Origin of the sequence: Alteromonas sp. Mac1, assembly GCF_001562125.1 — a bacterium.
In the GTDB taxonomy this organism is placed as follows: domain Bacteria; phylum Pseudomonadota; class Gammaproteobacteria; order Enterobacterales; family Alteromonadaceae; genus Alteromonas; species Alteromonas stellipolaris.
Window position 1 is genome coordinate 4,322,143 of record NZ_CP013932.1, and the last position, 16,379, is coordinate 4,338,521.

Here is a 16,379-nt window from a genome sequence, read left to right on the forward strand (position 1 = left end):
CGTAGTCATATGAAACGCTAACCAAGAGCATATGGGTTTTAATATGACGGCCAAAAATACAATGCACCCTTCAAAGTGGATGAAAACGGACGACGCTGGTTTGTATTGTGTGCCGGGCGATTTTCATATCGACCCTATGCAGCCTGTAGCAACCGCACTGGTTACCCACGGTCATGCCGACCATGCTAGAGCCGGCCACAAGCGAGTATTTGCCCACCCGCAAACCATGGCAATTATGACCACCCGTTATGGCGACGATATGGCTGAAGTACAAATACCAGTGCCCTATCGCGAGAGCGTAGAGTTTGATGAGGTAATCACTACTGATAGTAACAGTGCCTCAACTGAACAGGAGCAACGCAAGATAAAAGTCACTTTTTACCCTGCTGGCCATATACTAGGTTCGTCACAATTGCTTATTGAGTATGCGGGTTATCGGCTAGTGATATCTGGCGATTACAAACGTAGGCACGATCCCACTTGCCCGCCGTTTGAGGTAGTACCCTGCGATGTGCTCATTACCGAAGCCACCTTCGGTTTACCGGTATTTGCCCACCCACCAATTGAACAAGAAATCCAAAAGCTTCTTCACTCCCTTAATGTATTTCCGACACGTTGTCATTTAGTAGGAACCTACGCATTAGGCAAATGCCAGCGGGTTATTTTAGCGCTTCGAGAAGCTGGCTATACCAAACCTATCTATTTACACGGTGCACTACTAAAACTGTGTGATTTGTACGAACGAGAAGGCATAGCTTTAGGCGATATTATTCCAGTTAGCGAGGTAGAAGATAAAGCATTATTAGCCGGTGAAATCGTGTTGGCTCCCCCCTCTGCATTAGCCGACAGGTGGTCGAGAAGCTTGCCACATGTTCGCGCTGTGTTGGCGTCTGGTTGGATGCAAATTCGCGCGCGAGCTAAGCAGCGCAACGCTGAGCTACCACTTATTATTTCAGATCACTGCGATTGGCCAGAGTTATTGCAAACCCTTACTGAAGTGAACCCTAGCGAGGTATGGGTGACCCATGGCCGTGAAGATGCCCTTATGTATCAAGCACAAAAGATGGGGTTTAAAGCGCGAGCATTATCGCTGGTAGGTTACGATGAAGCGGCGCAGGAGGAATAGCAATGCAGGCATTTAGTGACTTACTTGAACAGCTTTACTATACCGCTGGTACTAAAGCCAAATCTCAGCTCATTCTGCATTACCTTGCTACTACGCCAGACCCCGATCGCGGCTGGGCTATTGCCGCGATGGCAGGTACTCTTCGATTTGATTTCTTCAAACGCAATACCGTTAAAAAGCTGATAACTGAACGGGTAGACCCAGAACTGTTTGCAATGAGCTACGACTATGTAGGCGAAGTCAGCGAAACGGTAGCCCACTTATGGCCCGAATTTACACTAGGTGAAGCACTGCCCAGTTTGTCTGAAGTGGTTGATACATTTGCGAATGTGAGTAAACAAAAAGTCGCTTCAACGTTGGCGAATTATCTCACCATAATGACCCCATCACAGCGCTGGGCTCTATTAAAGCTTGGTACACGGGGGTTGAGAATTGGCGTATCGGCTCGCTCTATCAAACAAATTTTGGCGGAATACGGTAACCAAGACATCACTGAAGTAGAAAAGCTGTGGCATGGGGTTACACCGCCTTATACCGACCTTCTCGCATGGCTTGAAGGTAACGGCCCTAAACCGGATATTAGCAATGCTGTCACCTTTCATCCTGTTATGTTATCCCACCCCATTGCGCAAGATGATATTGATGACTTTAGCCCCGAGCAGTGGCAAATAGAACACAAGTTTGACGGCATTCGAGTACAGCTGGTGTGTAATACCACCAAAGAAGAGCCAGAAAAGGCGCTGTTTTCCCGCACCGGTGATGACATCAGTCATGCTTTCCCCGACCTACTCGATAGCGTTGATGGCAATATGGTGATAGATAATATGGTGCTAGACGGCGAACTGTTGGTGATGCATAACGACGAAGTCGATACGTTTAATGCCCTGCAACAACGACTCAATAAGAAAAAGCCTACTGCTGCGTTAATGAAAACCAACCCCGCAGGGCTTATTGTTTATGATGCACTGATGTTAGACGGCAAACACTTAACCGAATCCCCTCTTACTACCCGACGTAGAGCGCTAGAAGCGTGGTTTGACAAAAATGGTATTCAGGGACACGACAATAAATCACGACTGCACTTATCTGAGTGCTTATCTGCCGATTCACCAACAGATCTTCGAGCATTACATAAAAAGGTATGTGAAAATCGCGCGGTAGAAGGGTTAATGATAAAGCGTTCAAGCAGCCACTATGTACCAGGCAGACCTAAAGGCCAATGGTACAAGTGGAAACGCGACCCGCTGGTGGTAGATGCGGTGATGATGTATGCCCAGCGTGGTCACGGCAAGCGTTCTAGCTTTTATTCCGATTACACCTTTGGCGCATGGCAAGATGAGCAATTGCTGCCTATTGGAAAAGCTTACTCGGGCTTTACTGATGAAGAGCTTAAGAAGCTGGATAACTGGGTAAGACGAAACGCCATAGGCCGTTTCGGGCCGGTGCGAGAAGTTAAAAAAGAGCTAGTACTAGAAGTGGCTTTCGATGCGGTTCACCCGTCTAAACGGCATAAATCAGGCGTAGCGCTACGATTTCCTCGTATACACCGTATCCGCTGGGATAAGCCAGCTAACGAGGCAGATACACTTATCAACGTGAAGGCACTTATCGAATCATAATCTTAATGAAACATTTTTTTTACAAACCCTGTTTTTAGCTTACACTTAAAGTATATTAGCTTTTTCTTTTCCATCTAACCTACTGTTAGAAAAGAAATTACAGAAAAATTTTTATGTGCGCCTGCATGAGTTAATGCTGCGCCAAGGACAAAAAATGTTGTTTTCGCGATCGTTCAAACATTGCCTTATTGGTTTCCTTCTCCTTTTTTCCACAGCGAGCAACGCTGGGCTAATTACTAATATTGCGACTGAAACGGTCAGATATAGTATTTTATCTCAAAATCCTTGGGGTAACTTCCGGTGGACAGCTAGTTACGATATTGGCTTTGTTAATCAAGATTTACTTATTGATGTCGATGTTTATTTAGACGGTTATGAACCCGGCAGTGCACTTCGAGACATTTGGGAAGATGGTATTGAATCCATATGGAGTAATGCCTTTGACTTATCTGACGGCACCTATTTTTACGACACTGTGTTTAATGTAGATTGGCTGAGCACGGATGTGGGCGCTGACCATACTGTTATTGTCTATGAAGGTGACGGGAATGTGAACTTAGTACAATGGTATACGGGTAAACCATCTGGTTACGCATATTCTCGACAGGGAGTGGTAGCTGCTCATGAATTTGGCCACATGATTGGCTTATTTGATGAATACAATGGCGGTGCACTCAATCCAGACGGGCTTATTAGAAATAACAGCATAATGGGCAGGAATCTATCCTCACCTCGCACCGATCACTTCGATGCTTTTTTAGAGTGGGCGCAAGTTAATTCGGGCGTCGCTTCTCTAGCGCTAGTTGCCGACAGTGGTGTAGATAACTACTTTGTTTCCGAGCCTAGTTCGTTAGTCATTTTGCTACTTTCGATCTGTATAGTTCTTTTCATCAAAACTGAGTCTAGACGAAACCATATAGAGGTAAGTGGACGTAGTCTCTTCGCATAAATCGTATCGCTATTTTTCGCGACAATAAAAAAGCAAGGCATACTCGCCTTGCTTTTTGAATTATGTATCTAGACTCATATCAATACACTATGTGCACCAATACACTACCTATTTCGCGATATTTTCCATAGTTGGCAGCGCACTGAAGGCACCATATTGCGTTACCGTATATGCACCGCAGCGAATAGCAAACTCGGTGGCTTCGCTTACGTTTTCAAAGCTACTTGCCCACTTATCGAATTCTGCGCTATTAGCCACTTTGGTAGATAAGAAATACAGGAAACCACCAATGAATGAGTCGCCAGCGGCAGTCGTATCTTTCACGTCCATTTTTGGCGAGGCCAAAGTGCCACTAAATTCTTTTGTAATGTACTGAATAGGTTCGCCGCCATCGGTCACTAATACCACTTTAACGCCGCTATCTAGCCACTGCTGTACGTGAGTCTGCGCATTTTCTTCACCGTAAAGCTCAGCCAGCTCTTCGCGACTTGCTTTTAAAATGCTTACTTTTTTAGCTACTTCATCAATTCGGCCTGGCGCATTAGCCGTGTCGTCCCAAAACGCTGGGCGATAGTTAATATCTAAACATACCAGCATATTTTCTTGCTTAGCTTTGTTTAGAATATAGTCGGTGCCGGGAAGCAATTCGGGGCCTGAAATTGAGCCAGAACAAAAGTGCAGCACGCTAGTATCGTCGCATGCAACCGTGGCCAAGTCGTCTTCACCAATGTGCTTATGTGCAGCATTATCAACATAGAAATCGAAAGAACGTTCACCGTCTTTATCTAAGTTAACAAAAGCCAATGCTGTATTCGCTTCTTTCGTACTCCAAACATAATCAGTGTTTACGTTGTGGTAGCTAAGCATGTCTTGAAGAAAACGACCAAAAGTATCGTCACCTACTTTAGACACCATAGCGCCTTGACCACCAAGTTTAGCAACAGCAACCGCGACGTTAGCAGGCGCACCACCAGCATAAGGCTGGAATGAATTCATTGCTGGCATTTCGCTTTGGTCCGCTGCACCCGCACTTAACATATCGATAAGCACTTCGCCTAAACATAAAATTTTCATAAACACCTCTGGCTGAAGCTTACAGCGATAACATTAGTCTTTAAACCGCTGCAGTCATGGATAATAAGCGTAGCCGAGGGACTTTCCGACGGGCACGTTAAATTATAGTTAATTAATTGGGGCATAGTATTAACTAGCTTCAAATATAAATCAACCTTGTTGATTTATTATTTTATCACTTTGACATTCCCGATGATGAATGCGTAATCTATCGGCTTGATTGGTAGAGAAAAACTCGCCTCGGTGAATTGTGTTAAAGATATTGAATTAGTATCTATCCATGACTTATTGATGCTGTTTGTTATAACATTCATTTCATAATGACTCAGGTACACTGTAAATGACAAAACCCCACGAGCACACAGATTCATCAGAAAGATATACAAACCATTCTGCATCTGGGCGACTAGACAACCGCACACAAAATGAACGGGATATACTCACCCTTATTCGTCACGATGGCGCTATTCCAAAAGCAGACATCGCTCAACGTACGGGCTTATCGGCACAGTCTGCAACGGTCATTATCAAAAAACTAGAATCTGACGAGCTCGTTAAGCGACTACCGCCGGTTCGCGGTGGTGTTGGGCAACCTAAAGTGCCTTTTGGATTAAATGCAGATGGCGCCTTTGGATTGGGTTTGAAAATTGGTCGGCGCAGTTTTGATATGACCTTGCTAGATTTGGCTGGTAATGTAAAAGCTTCGCTTCACGAAAAAGTCGCCTACCCCACCGTCGATCATTTACTTTCATTTACCCAGCGCGGTGTGTCGGTATTAACGCAACAACTCAGTAACGAACAACGAACGCGTATTCGCGGACTAGGCATTGCTATGCCATTTGAAATTTGGAGTTGGGCAGAAGAAGCGGGCGCACCTGCTGATGCGTTAGAGGCATGGAAAAGCCTTGATATTCAGGCTGCGTTATTTGAACTTCTAGACTTACCCATCTATGTGAGTAACGATGCGACGGCGGCTTGCAGCGCAGAAATGGCCTTTGGTAATCCACATCGATTTAACCACTTCCTCTATGTTTTTGTTGGCACTTTTCTTGGCGGTGGCTTGGTCATTAACAATCAGCTATTTACAGGAAAATCGGGGAATGCTGGCGCAATTGGCTCCTTACCTTTTTTATCTAACGCCCAAAGCCAACAGCAACAACTCATCACCCAATCATCGCTATACTTATTAGAAAAGCAGCTAAATGAAGCGGGACTTGATGGTAATAAATTGTATGAGGCACCGGAACACTGGTCTGGTTTAAAAACCAATCCAGAATTTATGCGCATCGTTCAAGTGTGGATGGAACAAGCCGCCCAAGGGATTGCCTTTGCCACACACTGTGCATTTAGCATGCTCGACCTCGATGGCATTATCATCGATGGAGCCATGCCACAGAATATAAAACAAGAATTGGTTACCTGCGTGAAAAGTGCGTTAAAAGACGCTGATCTTCGGGGCGTATATCAAGGTAGTATTAGTGCAGGTAACGTAGGGAGTAAAGCGCAGTCTATCGGTAGCGCAAACTTGTCGCTTATCGCGAACTACTATTAGCTTATACCAGTCCGCATAGATAATTACCCTCTCAGCGAGACTTAAAATGTTCGTAATCGCGGCGTGTTACCACAGGTATAGTGGTTCTACATCAAGGTAACAAAGGTCTGGCAAGCTTCCTAGCTTCATTCTGGAAATTTGAAAGGGAACAGCCATTCCTGCATTCCCACGCTTTGCTAGGAAACTTGCCAGCGCCTTCTGAGTGGGCGATTATCTATGCGGATTGGTATTACATATATTAAACAAAAGCAGGGGTAACGTGGTTACAACTTTACGCACAGCAAAGATCACAGACACTTCGTCAACAAATCCATCGTCAAACGTTTTAATTCTTGATGGGGGATTAGGCCGCGAATTAGAAAGAGTTGGGGCTCCCTTTAGGCAACCCGAATGGTCTGCTCTTTCTTTAATGAAAGCCCCTGATTTAGTAGCCCAAGTACATCAAAACTTTGTGGATGCGGGTGCAAAAATCATTACCACCAACACTTACGCGTTAGTGCCTTTTCATATAGGACAAAAACAGTTTGATGAGCAAGCATTCTTGCTTGCCGAGCGCGCGGCCGGTATTGCCAGAACTGTTGCTGAAAAGTGTGATGTGTTAGTTGCAGGTTGCATTCCTCCTGCGTTTGGCTCTTATAAACCTGAACTATTTTGTGCAGAGCAACTCTCTTCAATTTTACTACCATTGATTGAAGCACAAGCGTCCTACATCGACTTTTGGCTTGTAGAAACCGTATCTTCGGTAGAAGAAGCCATCGCGGTAACGTCTTTATTAAAACAGCACTCATCTAAACCAATTTGGCTTTCCTACTCGCTCAGTAATCGTCATGACTTTGCAACCCCTGTGACCTTGCGTTCTAGTGAGCCACTGAATGCAATACTGCCCACTCTAGATAACCTGGATGCCGTGTTGTTTAACTGCTCGCAGCCTGAAGAGATGGAAGCTGCCATTGCGTTTACACACTCGCACAATGCCCATATTCCTATTGGCGTTTATGCTAATAGTTTTTCAGAGCATGTTAGAAAGCATGATGCTAATGAAATGCTCTCTACGTTGCGTGAAGATGTCACCCCTGAAAAATACTTAACGTACGCACAAACTTGGGTGAACGCTGGCGCTTCAATTGTAGGCGGGTGTTGCGGTATAGGTCCTGCGCACATACAAGCATTGGCGCAGGGATTAGTTAACGCATTAGAGTAACGTGTTATCGGGTGACGTATTATCGAGTAACCACGTTTTTAGCGCCTTTTATTAACGCTTCTTTATCGATTTTATTCGGTACTTCAACACCACGGCGCGCCGCAGGGCGTGCCTCGATACTGTTTTTCCAGCGAGTTAAGTTATCTAGCCCTTCAATACTTACGCCCGACCATTCATAGGTACGCACCCAGCACCAGTTCGCCATGTCGGCAATGCTGTAATCACCGGCTAAATATTCGTTGTCTTCTAATCGCCCATCTAGCACCGTAAACAATCGGCGTACTTCATTTTGATAACGGTCGATAGCAATGGGGATCTTTTCTTCTAAATAGCGATGGAACACATTCGCCTGCCCCATCATTGGCCCAATACCCCCCATTTGAAACATAACCCATTGCATCACTTGGCTTCTGCCTTTGGCGTCTGCGGGTAAAAACTTACCTGTCTTTTCAGCTAAATAAAGCATGATGGCGCCAGATTCGAAAACCACATGGTCGCCTTCGCTTTTGTCCACAATAACGGGAATTCTGCCATTTGGGTTCATGGCGAGGAACTCAGTAGTTTTTTGCTCGCCTTTCATTAAGTTTACTGCGTGCACGGTATAGTCGAGTTCCATTTCTTCTAATGCTACTGACGCTTTCCAACCATTGGGTGTTGCTGCGCTGTATAAATCTATCATTAGGCTTTTGCACTCGCTCTGCTACTAACGTTGTCATACCAACGCTGAAGGTTGGTTTGTTCGTCTTTAATTCGAATATCCACCACCCGTGCAAAATCAATGGCACACAGCGCAGTAATATCCGCAATAGAGAAGGTATCTCCCGCTATAAACTCGTGTAATTCGAGTCGGCGTTCGAGGATATTAAAATACTTTGATGCATTGATACCGGCTTCTTTACCGTATTCCGGCACAGGTACCATTCTGTCTTTAAAGTACCCTGTGGTGTGTTGAAAACACATGCCTACTTGTAACATTAGCGCCATTTCTACTTGCCGCTGCCACATAGCGATGGTGGCTTTTTCAATAGGCGTAGAGCCTAATAACGAAGGCTCAGGATGAATGGCTTCAAAATACGTGCAAATGGCGTCAGTTTCAGCAATACAGGTACCGTCATCCAATTCTAAAATAGGAATCTTACCTAGTGGGTTTTTAGCGCGCATTTCTGCGCTTAAATTTTCACCCTTTTGAATATCTACTTGTACATACTCTATTTGTGATTTATCAATCCCTTTCTCAGCAAGGAACATGCGAACACGGCGAGGATTAGGCGCAGTTTTGGTCTCGTAAATTTTCATAGCCAATATCGTATCGTTAGAATGTTAACAGTCAGACTAGTGCTGCTTGCCCATGGGTTCAAATCATATTCGGTTGGGGTATAACTATTAAAAGGTTGAATGGTTATACCTGTTCACAGATTTACATCTACAATCACTCTCAGGCGCTTTTGTTCGGTATTCGAAAAGTGGGTTTGTTTGTAAGTTGCTAAGGCGTCTTGCTGTGCTTGCGCTTTCATTGCACTAGCGCTCACGTATTCTTGATAGTCTCGGTAGGCATCAACTCGTTGTTGCCATAGTGCTTGCGTCTCCCATAATGCAGAGAATCGCTCAGCTACCTGATGGCCAAATTCAGCGGCAATAGCGTGGTAACGAGACTCTGAATCTGCATGTTTTTGCTTAATTTGGTTAATTTTTTCCATGTCTAAGGTAGGTTCAAACGCCGCTTTTTCCTGCCCACCTAGTGCATTTAATTGATCAAATATCTCATTGCGTTTTTGCTCCCTTGAGAGGTCGCGATCTTGAGCAATAGCAAGACGAGCAAGTGCTCTTGCGTCAATCGCCGCATCAAGTGAAAACAAGTATTCATACTCTTGTTGGGAAAAGTAACTAAGACGCAACGTGTCTCTCATTGCTAGTTTTTGTTCAACTTCACTTAACGAAATACCTGCATACGTGACATCGGTAACGGTGTTCTCGATTGGTACTGTGAGCACTTTCTCGATTTCGGTATCAGTATCTGCCAATGCCACTTTATATACTACGTATCGAGTGAATACATCAGCAGCGTACGTAGCCGATCTTGGCTCATACATATTAGTAGCATTCACAGTAAACAGAGCCTTAACCTCATCTTCTGAAGCGCCTTCATTGGCAAAAATAAAGCGATCGAAACTGTCTTTTACGCCAAAATATAAGGTAAATACTGGTAGAGCTGACGCGTGGGAATTTACCTTTTTTACTGGCTGAATTGCCTTTTTAATTTCAGTTGCAGTCGCATCTTTGCTGGTTATTGCCGCTGCGGTAGCTTGAGGTTTTCCAAGGTGCTCACCATCAGAAGTATCACTATTTCCGCTTATTGAGATGCTAATTACGAGCACAAGAAAGAGGGCAGCGCCCCCTCCTATGAACAACCACCGGTGCATTATAAGCCCAGATTTTTCAAACGGTTTGCTTGGTCAACAAACACATCTACCGGATTGGTTTCAAACCAATGGGTAATACCAAAGCTTTGATTAACTTCATCGAGGTGATTCATCTTGTAGTTATCTTTAAGTACTTTACCTAAATGCGAACTACACGAAGACACTAACCCATCATTGGTTTCACCAAATGCCAAGCCTGTAATGGCAAGAAAAGGGTCGACCACGTCCAGCGCATTTGTGTAAGTTCTACCACCGCTCCAGGAGTAGTAGTACACGCCATTCTCGCCTAATTTTTTACCGTCATTTCGACAGTAGGCCGAGGGCATGCCTTCGGGGTAGCGAGCGTTAAACGCAATTGAACCAGCGGTTGATAGCGAGGTTAACGCAGCTACAGAATCTGTGGGTTTATCTCGGGGATCTGAGCCCGATGCTAGTTCGATAAGATTAGCAAAAGCGTCGGTGATCAAACCCACTGTACCTTCTTGCACAGACCCTTCAGTAAGACCACTTTTTAATACATCTGCCACAGCGCTCCCCCAGTTAACTCCGGCTACGGAGGTAACCGAAGCCACTTTACTGGGCGCTACACTTGCGGCATACCTTGCCGTAGGTCCGCCATGGCTATGGCCAATAAGGTTAACTTTTTCGGCACCAGAAAGTGCTAGTACCTCATCAATATAGTTAAGTAACTGCTCTCCCCTCACTTCGGTAGAATTAGAAGGAGACACTTCTGCGATATAAACCACCGCGCCGTTTCGAGATAGTTTTTGAGGCACTTTGTAAAAGTAATCTACAAACAAAATGTCATCAAAACCGAAGAGACCGTGAACCAGTACAATTGGGTATTGTGTTTTAGCGTAATTACCCGCCCAAGATTGAGAAGGTAATACTGCGGCAAGCAAAAACAGCATGAGTGTTGTTATTTTCGTTCTTAGTTTCATTGCATGTTCCTTGAGTGATAGACATTAGTGGTCTGAGGCCAGACCTGTGTTATTTTTATGTTAATTTAATGTGAATAACAAGGAGGAGAGCAGAAGTTTGTTGATAGACTTACGGTAAGGTTCCAGTAGTTAGAACGGTTTTCGCGAAAAATAAAATGTAAAACACTTTAGATTCAGCCGACTAGGTTGTTCTGAGAGTATACTCAACCATACCATTCAGAGTGGAAATAAAGAGAATATCGAACACTTATAATATCGATTATTGTCCACTGTCGTTCAGGAACATGAGTAAGCGGGAATGAACGGGAATGTGAGTTTAACAAAAGCGAACCGTCAGTATCGGCAACACTTAAAATAATCCTGAAAGGGGGACGTGCCTACCAACAGCTTTATAGTGAACGATGGTAAACCTGAAGATAATTCACACTCGGATTGGGTGTAAGCTTCCATACTTTGGTGAATGGATTTAATGCCATTCCGGTCTCGTGCTTAAGCGTAAACCCTTCACCTACCCATTGATTTAGCTCAGTGGGTTTAACGAACTTTTTCCAATCGTGAGTACCAACGGGTAAATACCGCATTACATATTCAGCGCCGACAATCGCGATGATAAAACTTTTGATGGTTCTATTTAATGTCGCAAGCACCAATAAGCCGCCTGGCTTCACTAAGCTTGCACACTCCTTTATTAACTGCACTTGATCAGGTACGTGCTCAACAACTTCTGCATTAATGACTATGTCAAATTGGCGGCCTTGGCTTACTAGGTCAGATGAAAGGCCGTGTATGTAGTCAACCTCCACATTGCTTTTCTTGGCATGCCGCTTCGCCACTTCGATACTCATGGCGCTTGCATCTATGCCAGTCACATCTGCCCCCTTTAACGCAAGCGGCTCACTAATAAGCCCACCACCACAACCAATATCTACAATTGAGAGCCCCGTAAAAGGCTTGGTTTTATGAGTGGCATTCGTCAGGGAATTTGCCGTAGGCGCATTTTGAGGAGAGCTCTGGGCTTGCTCACTTTTCAAAAAGTGACTGATTATTTGAGACTCAATCACAGATAACCGTGCACGATTAAAATCTAACGCGGTTTTATAATTACCATTGGGATCCCACCAGCTTTCTGCTAGCGCATCAAAGCGGTCAATTTCCTGCTGAGAAAAATTAATGGGCGCTGACTTTTGGCTTTTATCTAACATGCACTAACACCAGTTTAGAAAATGGGTAATTCATTCAAATCTATCTACGCTAGGTTCCCGTAATTAAAACACCTAGGATATTGTGCAGCCAACGGCTAGCAGATGCCTGAGTTTTATGAGAAATAGGTATACAATCAATGCTTATACGCGCAAAAAGAGGTATTCGTTTTGGCCAATGCTAAAAATGTCTATGGAAGACCATTACAACTGTGTTGTGGTAACACAGGTTTCACGAGAGAAGGCTTTTGCTATGTGCCCGATGCAGATGTGGGCAACCACAGTGTTTGTGCAGTAGTCTCCGATGAGTTTCTACAATTCTCCTTACGCCAAGGTAATGACTTAATCACGCCCTGGCCCAGTATGGATTTTGCAGGCTTACTTGCCGGCGATAGATGGTGCTTGTGCGCCGCCAGATGGTTACAGGCTTACGAAGCGGGTGTTGCACCCAAAGTGCGATTAGAAGCAACCCACGAACGAGCCCTTGATATTATTCCCTTGGCTACCCTTGAAGCTTTTGCGGCAGATTAAAAAAAGCGGGTGACTTCTGTTAGAAGCACCCGCTTTATTGTGGTTGATTATGTCTTGTTTGGCTTTTAAGGTTTTATTATCGTTGCCACCTTATAAGCGTGTCAGCTGCTCTAATTCCTAAGGCGTTCGAATAACCATAAGCCGTGTTTCTGTCATGTCTTCTATGGCATAACGAATACCTTCACGGCCAAGCCCTGAGTCTTTTACACCGCCATAAGGCATATTATCTACACGCCAGCTAGGTACATCACCTATGACTACTCCGCCCACTTCAAGCACATTCCATGCTTTATGTGCTTTGTAGATATCACGGGTAAAAATGCCCGCCTGTAGCCCATAACGACTGTTGTTTACTTCATCTAAGGCACTATCGTAATCATCGAACGGCTGCAAAACAGATAGCGGCCCAAAGGCCTCTTCAGCACTTGCGTCGCAGTCTTTTGGTACGTTTTCCATCACAGTAGCCTGCAACATGGCACCATCTCTTTCACCGCCGCATAGCACGCTAGCGCCAGCTTCTTTAGCGTCTTTAATCCAGCCTTCTAACCGCTTAGCCTCGCCCTCAGAAATCATGGGGCCAATGAAAGTATCTTCATCACTTGGGTCGCCAGACACCAAAGCCTTGACCCGTTCTACATAGCGAGATTTAAAATCATCGTAAATGGAAGAATGCACTAATAAGCGTTGCACTGAAATACAGCTTTGGCCCGACTGATAATATGCGCCAACAATAATACGGTCGATGGCATCACTAATATCTGCATCTTCATCCACCACACAAGCAGCATTGCCGCCAAGCTCTAATACCACAGGCTTTTTGCCCGCTTTAGCTTTTAGCGCCCAGCCCACATCAGGTGAACCGGTAAAGCTAAGCAGCTTTAATCGCTCGTCGGTAGTAAATAAATCAGCGCCGTCTCGGCTACAAGGAAGAATGGAAAATGCGCCTTTGGGCATTAATTCGCATTCCGCTAACACTTCGCCAATAATCAACGCACCAATAGGCGTGCGAGAAGCAGGTTTAAGCACAAACGTGCAACCAGCGGCGATGGCTGGAGCTACTTTGTGCGCAGCTAGGTTTAACGGAAAGTTAAACGGAGAGATAAACGAACAAGGGCCAATAGGCACTTTTTTCGTCATGCCCTGATAGCCTTTGGCACGGGCAGAAATTTCTAAGTTAACCACTTCACCATTAATTCTTACCGATTCTTCAGCCGCAATTTTAAATGTATCGATTAACCGGGCTACTTCGCCTTTGGCATCTTTAATGGGCTTACCCGCTTCAATACAAAGGGCTTTACCTAGCTCTTCCTCGCGTTCAGTAAAGCGCTTAACGCAATACTCTAGAATCGCTTGGCGCTCGTAAGGTGCCAGCGCTGTCATTGCAGGCTGTGCTTTCTCGGCAGCGGCTATGGCTTTATCAATAACTCCAGCGTCGGCTAGCGCCACTTTTGTAGCCACTTCGCCTGTGTATTTATTGGTTACGTCTAAATCGGTATTAGCAAAACAAGGTTCGCTTGCAAGGTAATAGGGATAGCTGTCTTTTAACATGATCACTCCTTATAATTTCGCGCTTAATTCGGCAATCGTATGGTTCAGCGTTTTGTCATTCATGCTGTAGTCAACCGGGCAATCAATCACATGCACACCCGGTGTGTTTAAACAGCTTTCCACCATAGGAATTAGCAACTCGGTACTGTCTACGCGCCAGCCGTGGGCACCGTAGCTTTTTGCGTATTTCACAAAATCCGGATTACCGTAGTCCAAGCCGAACTCATCAAACTGCATATTGGCTTGTTTCCACTTAATCATTCCGTACGCATCATCCCGCAGTATGATCACAATAAGGTCGAGTTTAAGACGAACCGCTGTTTCTATTTCTTGGCTGTTCATCATGAAGCCGCCATCGCCACACACGCTCATAACAGGCACATCAGGCTTCACTAACTTTGCGGCTATCGCCGAAGGTAATCCTGCGCCCATTGATGCTAACGCATTGTCTAACAACAAGGTGTTGGGGTGATAGGCGGGGTAATTACGAGCAAACCAAATTTTGTATACCCCATTATCTAAGGTCACTATGCCATCATCTGGCATGACCTTCCTGATGTCACGCACAAAGCGCTCAGGCAGAATGGGGAATCGATTATCGTTTTCTGCTTCCGCCCTATGTTTTTCATAGGCATCGTGTACATCCTTATAAAAATCAAGCTTCCAGTCAGTTTGAGGCGTAATCCCCTCTTTTATTTGCCAAACACTATTCGCAATATCCCCTACCACCTCAAGCTGTGGAAAATACACTGGGTCGACAGCGGCTGACTCAAAGTTCATATGAATGACTTTTTTACCATTGTCATGCATGAAGAAAGGCGGCTTCTCTACGACATCGTGCCCAACATTAATTATAAGGTCGGCCCTTTCTATCGCTCTATGGACAAAGTCGTTATCTGATAATGCAGTATTGCCTGCAAACCTAGGATCGCTTTCGTTTAGCACCCCTTTACCCATCTGTGTAGTCACAAAGGGGATACAGGTTTTATCAACGAACTCACGCAGCATTTTTGCGGTCAGCTTCCTGTTTGCCCCCGCTCCGATTAATAACAAGGGTGATGTAGCTTCTTCAATCATTGAAATGGCTGATGAAATGGCTTTGTATTCAGCAATAGGTCGCCTTGACGTACTAGGCGTTAATAAGGGGACTGAGGTGTGCTCATCGGCAATATCTTCAGGAAGTTCTATATGGACGGCACCGGGCCGTTCTTCAGAGGCTAATCTAAATGCTTCGCGCACTACAGAGGGAATACGGTCGCCGCTCACCACTTGCGTGGTAAATTTAGTAATGGGACGCATCATATCGACAATATCGATAACCTGAAACCGGCCCTGTTTACTGGTTTTAATGGGCTTTTGCCCTGTGACCATTAACATGGGCATCGCGCCAAGCTGTGCATACGCGGCAGGAGTAACAAGGTTGGTCGCACCTGGACCAAGGGTAGATAAGCACACCCCCACTTTACCGGTTAATCTACCGTAAGTTGCAGCCATAAAGCCCGCGCCTTGTTCATGGCGGGTAAGTACGAGTTTAATTGAGGAGGTTCTTAACGACTCAAGCAAGTCGAGGTTTTCTTCGCCAGGTATGCCAAAGATGTATTCTACACCTTCAGCTTCCAACGCTTTTACGAAAAGGTCAGACGCTTTCATTAATCCTACGCTCCATTTTACGTTGGTATTTACGCGGCAAACGCGTATTAGTAAAGGTTGCTACGCAAAGAGTATAGATTACGATTAATGTGGTTTTGTGAAACTACCAAACAACACCTAAATGTGAACGCTTACTGGCGCTCTAGTTTCTCTTCCCATTCCGTTAGCTTTTTCTGAGTTTGGGCATCTACATCGGCTTTATTTTCGCTGATCCACCACTTTTCCATTAAGCGCACGTTCTTTAGATTCGCTTTATAGAATACATCAACGATGTCGCCAATGAAGGGAACAAAGCCTAAGCCAAAATCGATAGCGGAGTTCTTTACCATTTGAGCTACCAATGCACTGGGCATTCCCAATGATTTCCCCAACCACACGATACGTAGAGAAACGAGCAGCATTAGCGCATCACCCGCACCTGGAATAAGGCCAACAATTGAGTCGAGGCCTATCCGAATAGGAATAATCGGTAACTTCACAGCAGTATCAAGTAAATTTGCTAACTTTTGCGCCTTTAACAGAGCCTTTGGGGCTTTACTATCCATGTTTAGCTACCTTATTAACGTAAT

15 protein-coding genes are annotated in these 16,379 nt (G+C 44.9%); 6 read left to right on the forward strand and 9 right to left on the reverse strand.

Translation table 11 applies throughout. The annotated features are described in order from the left end of the window. Positions 1 to 61: 61 nt before the first annotated feature. From AV939_RS18280 to AV939_RS18290, 3 genes are all read left to right on the forward strand, one after another. Positions 62 to 1,126: a ligase-associated DNA damage response exonuclease gene (locus AV939_RS18280; RefSeq protein ID WP_057796552.1), complete on the forward strand. Its 1,065-nt coding sequence runs from the start codon at positions 62 to 64 to the stop codon at positions 1,124 to 1,126. Positions 1,127 to 1,128: 2 nt separating this feature from the next. After that, positions 1,129 to 2,745 (forward strand): cisplatin damage response ATP-dependent DNA ligase, encoded by a 1,617-nt coding sequence (locus tag AV939_RS18285; protein ID WP_061997988.1) that lies wholly within the window; start codon positions 1,129 to 1,131, stop codon positions 2,743 to 2,745. Between the two features lie 154 nt (positions 2,746 to 2,899). After that, entirely contained in the window at positions 2,900 to 3,694 is a 795-nt protein-coding gene (locus AV939_RS18290; protein WP_057795619.1) for a hypothetical protein, read from the forward strand. Between the two features lie 108 nt (positions 3,695 to 3,802). Here the strand turns inward: AV939_RS18290 and AV939_RS18295 are convergent, their stop codons facing one another. Further along, on the reverse strand, positions 3,803 to 4,768 hold the full coding sequence (locus tag AV939_RS18295) for a carbohydrate kinase family protein (protein WP_057795617.1): 966 nt from the start codon (positions 4,766 to 4,768) through the stop codon (positions 3,803 to 3,805). Positions 4,769 to 5,108: 340 nt separating this feature from the next. Here AV939_RS18295 and AV939_RS18300 point away from each other — a divergent pair, with 340 nt between their 5' ends. Together AV939_RS18300 and AV939_RS18305 are read left to right on the forward strand one after the other, a co-directional pair. Continuing rightward, positions 5,109 to 6,320: an ROK family transcriptional regulator gene (locus tag AV939_RS18300; RefSeq protein WP_057795615.1), complete on the forward strand. Its 1,212-nt coding sequence runs from the start codon at positions 5,109 to 5,111 to the stop codon at positions 6,318 to 6,320. 259 nt (positions 6,321 to 6,579) lie between these two features. After that, positions 6,580 to 7,521 carry a homocysteine S-methyltransferase family protein gene (locus tag AV939_RS18305; protein WP_057795613.1) on the forward strand — a complete coding sequence of 314 codons (942 nt, stop codon included), beginning with the start codon at positions 6,580 to 6,582 and terminating at the stop codon, positions 7,519 to 7,521. 19 nt (positions 7,522 to 7,540) lie between these two features. On the opposite strand, the gene AV939_RS18310 is transcribed toward AV939_RS18305, so the two are convergent. The 5 genes from AV939_RS18310 to ubiG form a co-directional block, all read right to left on the reverse strand. Further along, positions 7,541 to 8,200 carry a glutathione S-transferase family protein gene (locus AV939_RS18310; protein ID WP_057795611.1) on the reverse strand — a complete coding sequence of 220 codons (660 nt, stop codon included), beginning with the start codon at positions 8,198 to 8,200 and terminating at the stop codon, positions 7,541 to 7,543. Beyond that, positions 8,200 to 8,817, reverse strand: a complete 618-nt coding sequence (locus AV939_RS18315; protein WP_057795609.1) for a glutathione S-transferase family protein — start codon at positions 8,815 to 8,817, stop codon at positions 8,200 to 8,202. Before AV939_RS18315 ends, AV939_RS18310 begins: the two co-directional genes overlap by 1 nt. A gap of 113 nt (positions 8,818 to 8,930) precedes the next feature. Next, the gene (locus AV939_RS18320; protein WP_158443239.1) at positions 8,931 to 9,896 is read right to left on the reverse strand and encodes a lipase secretion chaperone; all 966 of its coding nucleotides are present in this window, start codon (positions 9,894 to 9,896) and stop codon (positions 8,931 to 8,933) included. Between the two features lie 44 nt (positions 9,897 to 9,940). Then, the gene (locus AV939_RS18325; RefSeq protein ID WP_057795605.1) at positions 9,941 to 10,882 is read right to left on the reverse strand and encodes an esterase/lipase family protein; all 942 of its coding nucleotides are present in this window, start codon (positions 10,880 to 10,882) and stop codon (positions 9,941 to 9,943) included. A 389-nt stretch (positions 10,883 to 11,271) separates the two neighbouring features. Then, positions 11,272 to 12,084: a bifunctional 2-polyprenyl-6-hydroxyphenol methylase/3-demethylubiquinol 3-O-methyltransferase UbiG gene (gene ubiG, locus AV939_RS18330; RefSeq protein ID WP_057795603.1), complete on the reverse strand. Its 813-nt coding sequence runs from the start codon at positions 12,082 to 12,084 to the stop codon at positions 11,272 to 11,274. Between the two features lie 168 nt (positions 12,085 to 12,252). Here ubiG and AV939_RS18335 point away from each other — a divergent pair, with 168 nt between their 5' ends. Continuing rightward, positions 12,253 to 12,612, forward strand: coding sequence for a DUF2237 family protein (locus AV939_RS18335; RefSeq protein ID WP_057795601.1), 360 nt, complete (start codon positions 12,253 to 12,255; stop codon positions 12,610 to 12,612). Between the two features lie 117 nt (positions 12,613 to 12,729). Here AV939_RS18335 and AV939_RS18340 read toward each other — a convergent pair whose 3' ends face one another. From AV939_RS18340 to AV939_RS18350, 3 genes are all read right to left on the reverse strand, one after another. Then, entirely contained in the window at positions 12,730 to 14,160 is a 1,431-nt protein-coding gene (locus AV939_RS18340) for an aldehyde dehydrogenase family protein (protein WP_057795599.1), read from the reverse strand. Positions 14,161 to 14,169: 9 nt separating this feature from the next. Further along, complete coding sequence (locus AV939_RS18345) at positions 14,170 to 15,810, reverse strand: acetolactate synthase large subunit (protein ID WP_057795598.1); 1,641 nt, start codon at positions 15,808 to 15,810, stop codon at positions 14,170 to 14,172. Positions 15,811 to 15,941: 131 nt separating this feature from the next. Next, positions 15,942 to 16,355, reverse strand: a complete 414-nt coding sequence (locus AV939_RS18350) for a DUF4112 domain-containing protein (RefSeq protein ID WP_057795596.1) — start codon at positions 16,353 to 16,355, stop codon at positions 15,942 to 15,944. Between the last annotated feature and the right edge of the window lie 24 nt (positions 16,356 to 16,379).

Excerpts from the sequence above, each read along its gene's own strand:
- AV939_RS18280 (WP_057796552.1), top strand. The coding sequence starts at position 62 with ATGCACCCTTCAAAGTGGATGAAAACGGACGACGCTGGTTTGTATTGT.
- AV939_RS18285 (WP_061997988.1), top strand. The coding sequence starts at position 1,129 with ATGCAGGCATTTAGTGACTTACTTGAACAGCTTTACTATACCGCTGGT.
- AV939_RS18290 (WP_057795619.1), top strand. The coding sequence starts at position 2,900 with ATGTTGTTTTCGCGATCGTTCAAACATTGCCTTATTGGTTTCCTTCTC.
- AV939_RS18295 (WP_057795617.1), bottom strand. The coding sequence starts at position 4,768 with ATGAAAATTTTATGTTTAGGCGAAGTGCTTATCGATATGTTAAGTGCG.
- AV939_RS18300 (WP_057795615.1), top strand. The coding sequence starts at position 5,109 with ATGACAAAACCCCACGAGCACACAGATTCATCAGAAAGATATACAAAC.
- AV939_RS18310 (WP_057795611.1), bottom strand. The coding sequence starts at position 8,200 with ATGATAGATTTATACAGCGCAGCAACACCCAATGGTTGGAAAGCGTCA.
- AV939_RS18315 (WP_057795609.1), bottom strand. The coding sequence starts at position 8,817 with ATGAAAATTTACGAGACCAAAACTGCGCCTAATCCTCGCCGTGTTCGC.
- AV939_RS18325 (WP_057795605.1), bottom strand. The coding sequence starts at position 10,882 with ATGAAACTAAGAACGAAAATAACAACACTCATGCTGTTTTTGCTTGCC.
- ubiG (WP_057795603.1), bottom strand. The coding sequence starts at position 12,084 with ATGTTAGATAAAAGCCAAAAGTCAGCGCCCATTAATTTTTCTCAGCAG.
- AV939_RS18340 (WP_057795599.1), bottom strand. The coding sequence starts at position 14,160 with ATGTTAAAAGACAGCTATCCCTATTACCTTGCAAGCGAACCTTGTTTT.
- AV939_RS18345 (WP_057795598.1), bottom strand. The coding sequence starts at position 15,810 with ATGAAAGCGTCTGACCTTTTCGTAAAAGCGTTGGAAGCTGAAGGTGTA.
- AV939_RS18350 (WP_057795596.1), bottom strand. The coding sequence starts at position 16,355 with ATGGATAGTAAAGCCCCAAAGGCTCTGTTAAAGGCGCAAAAGTTAGCA.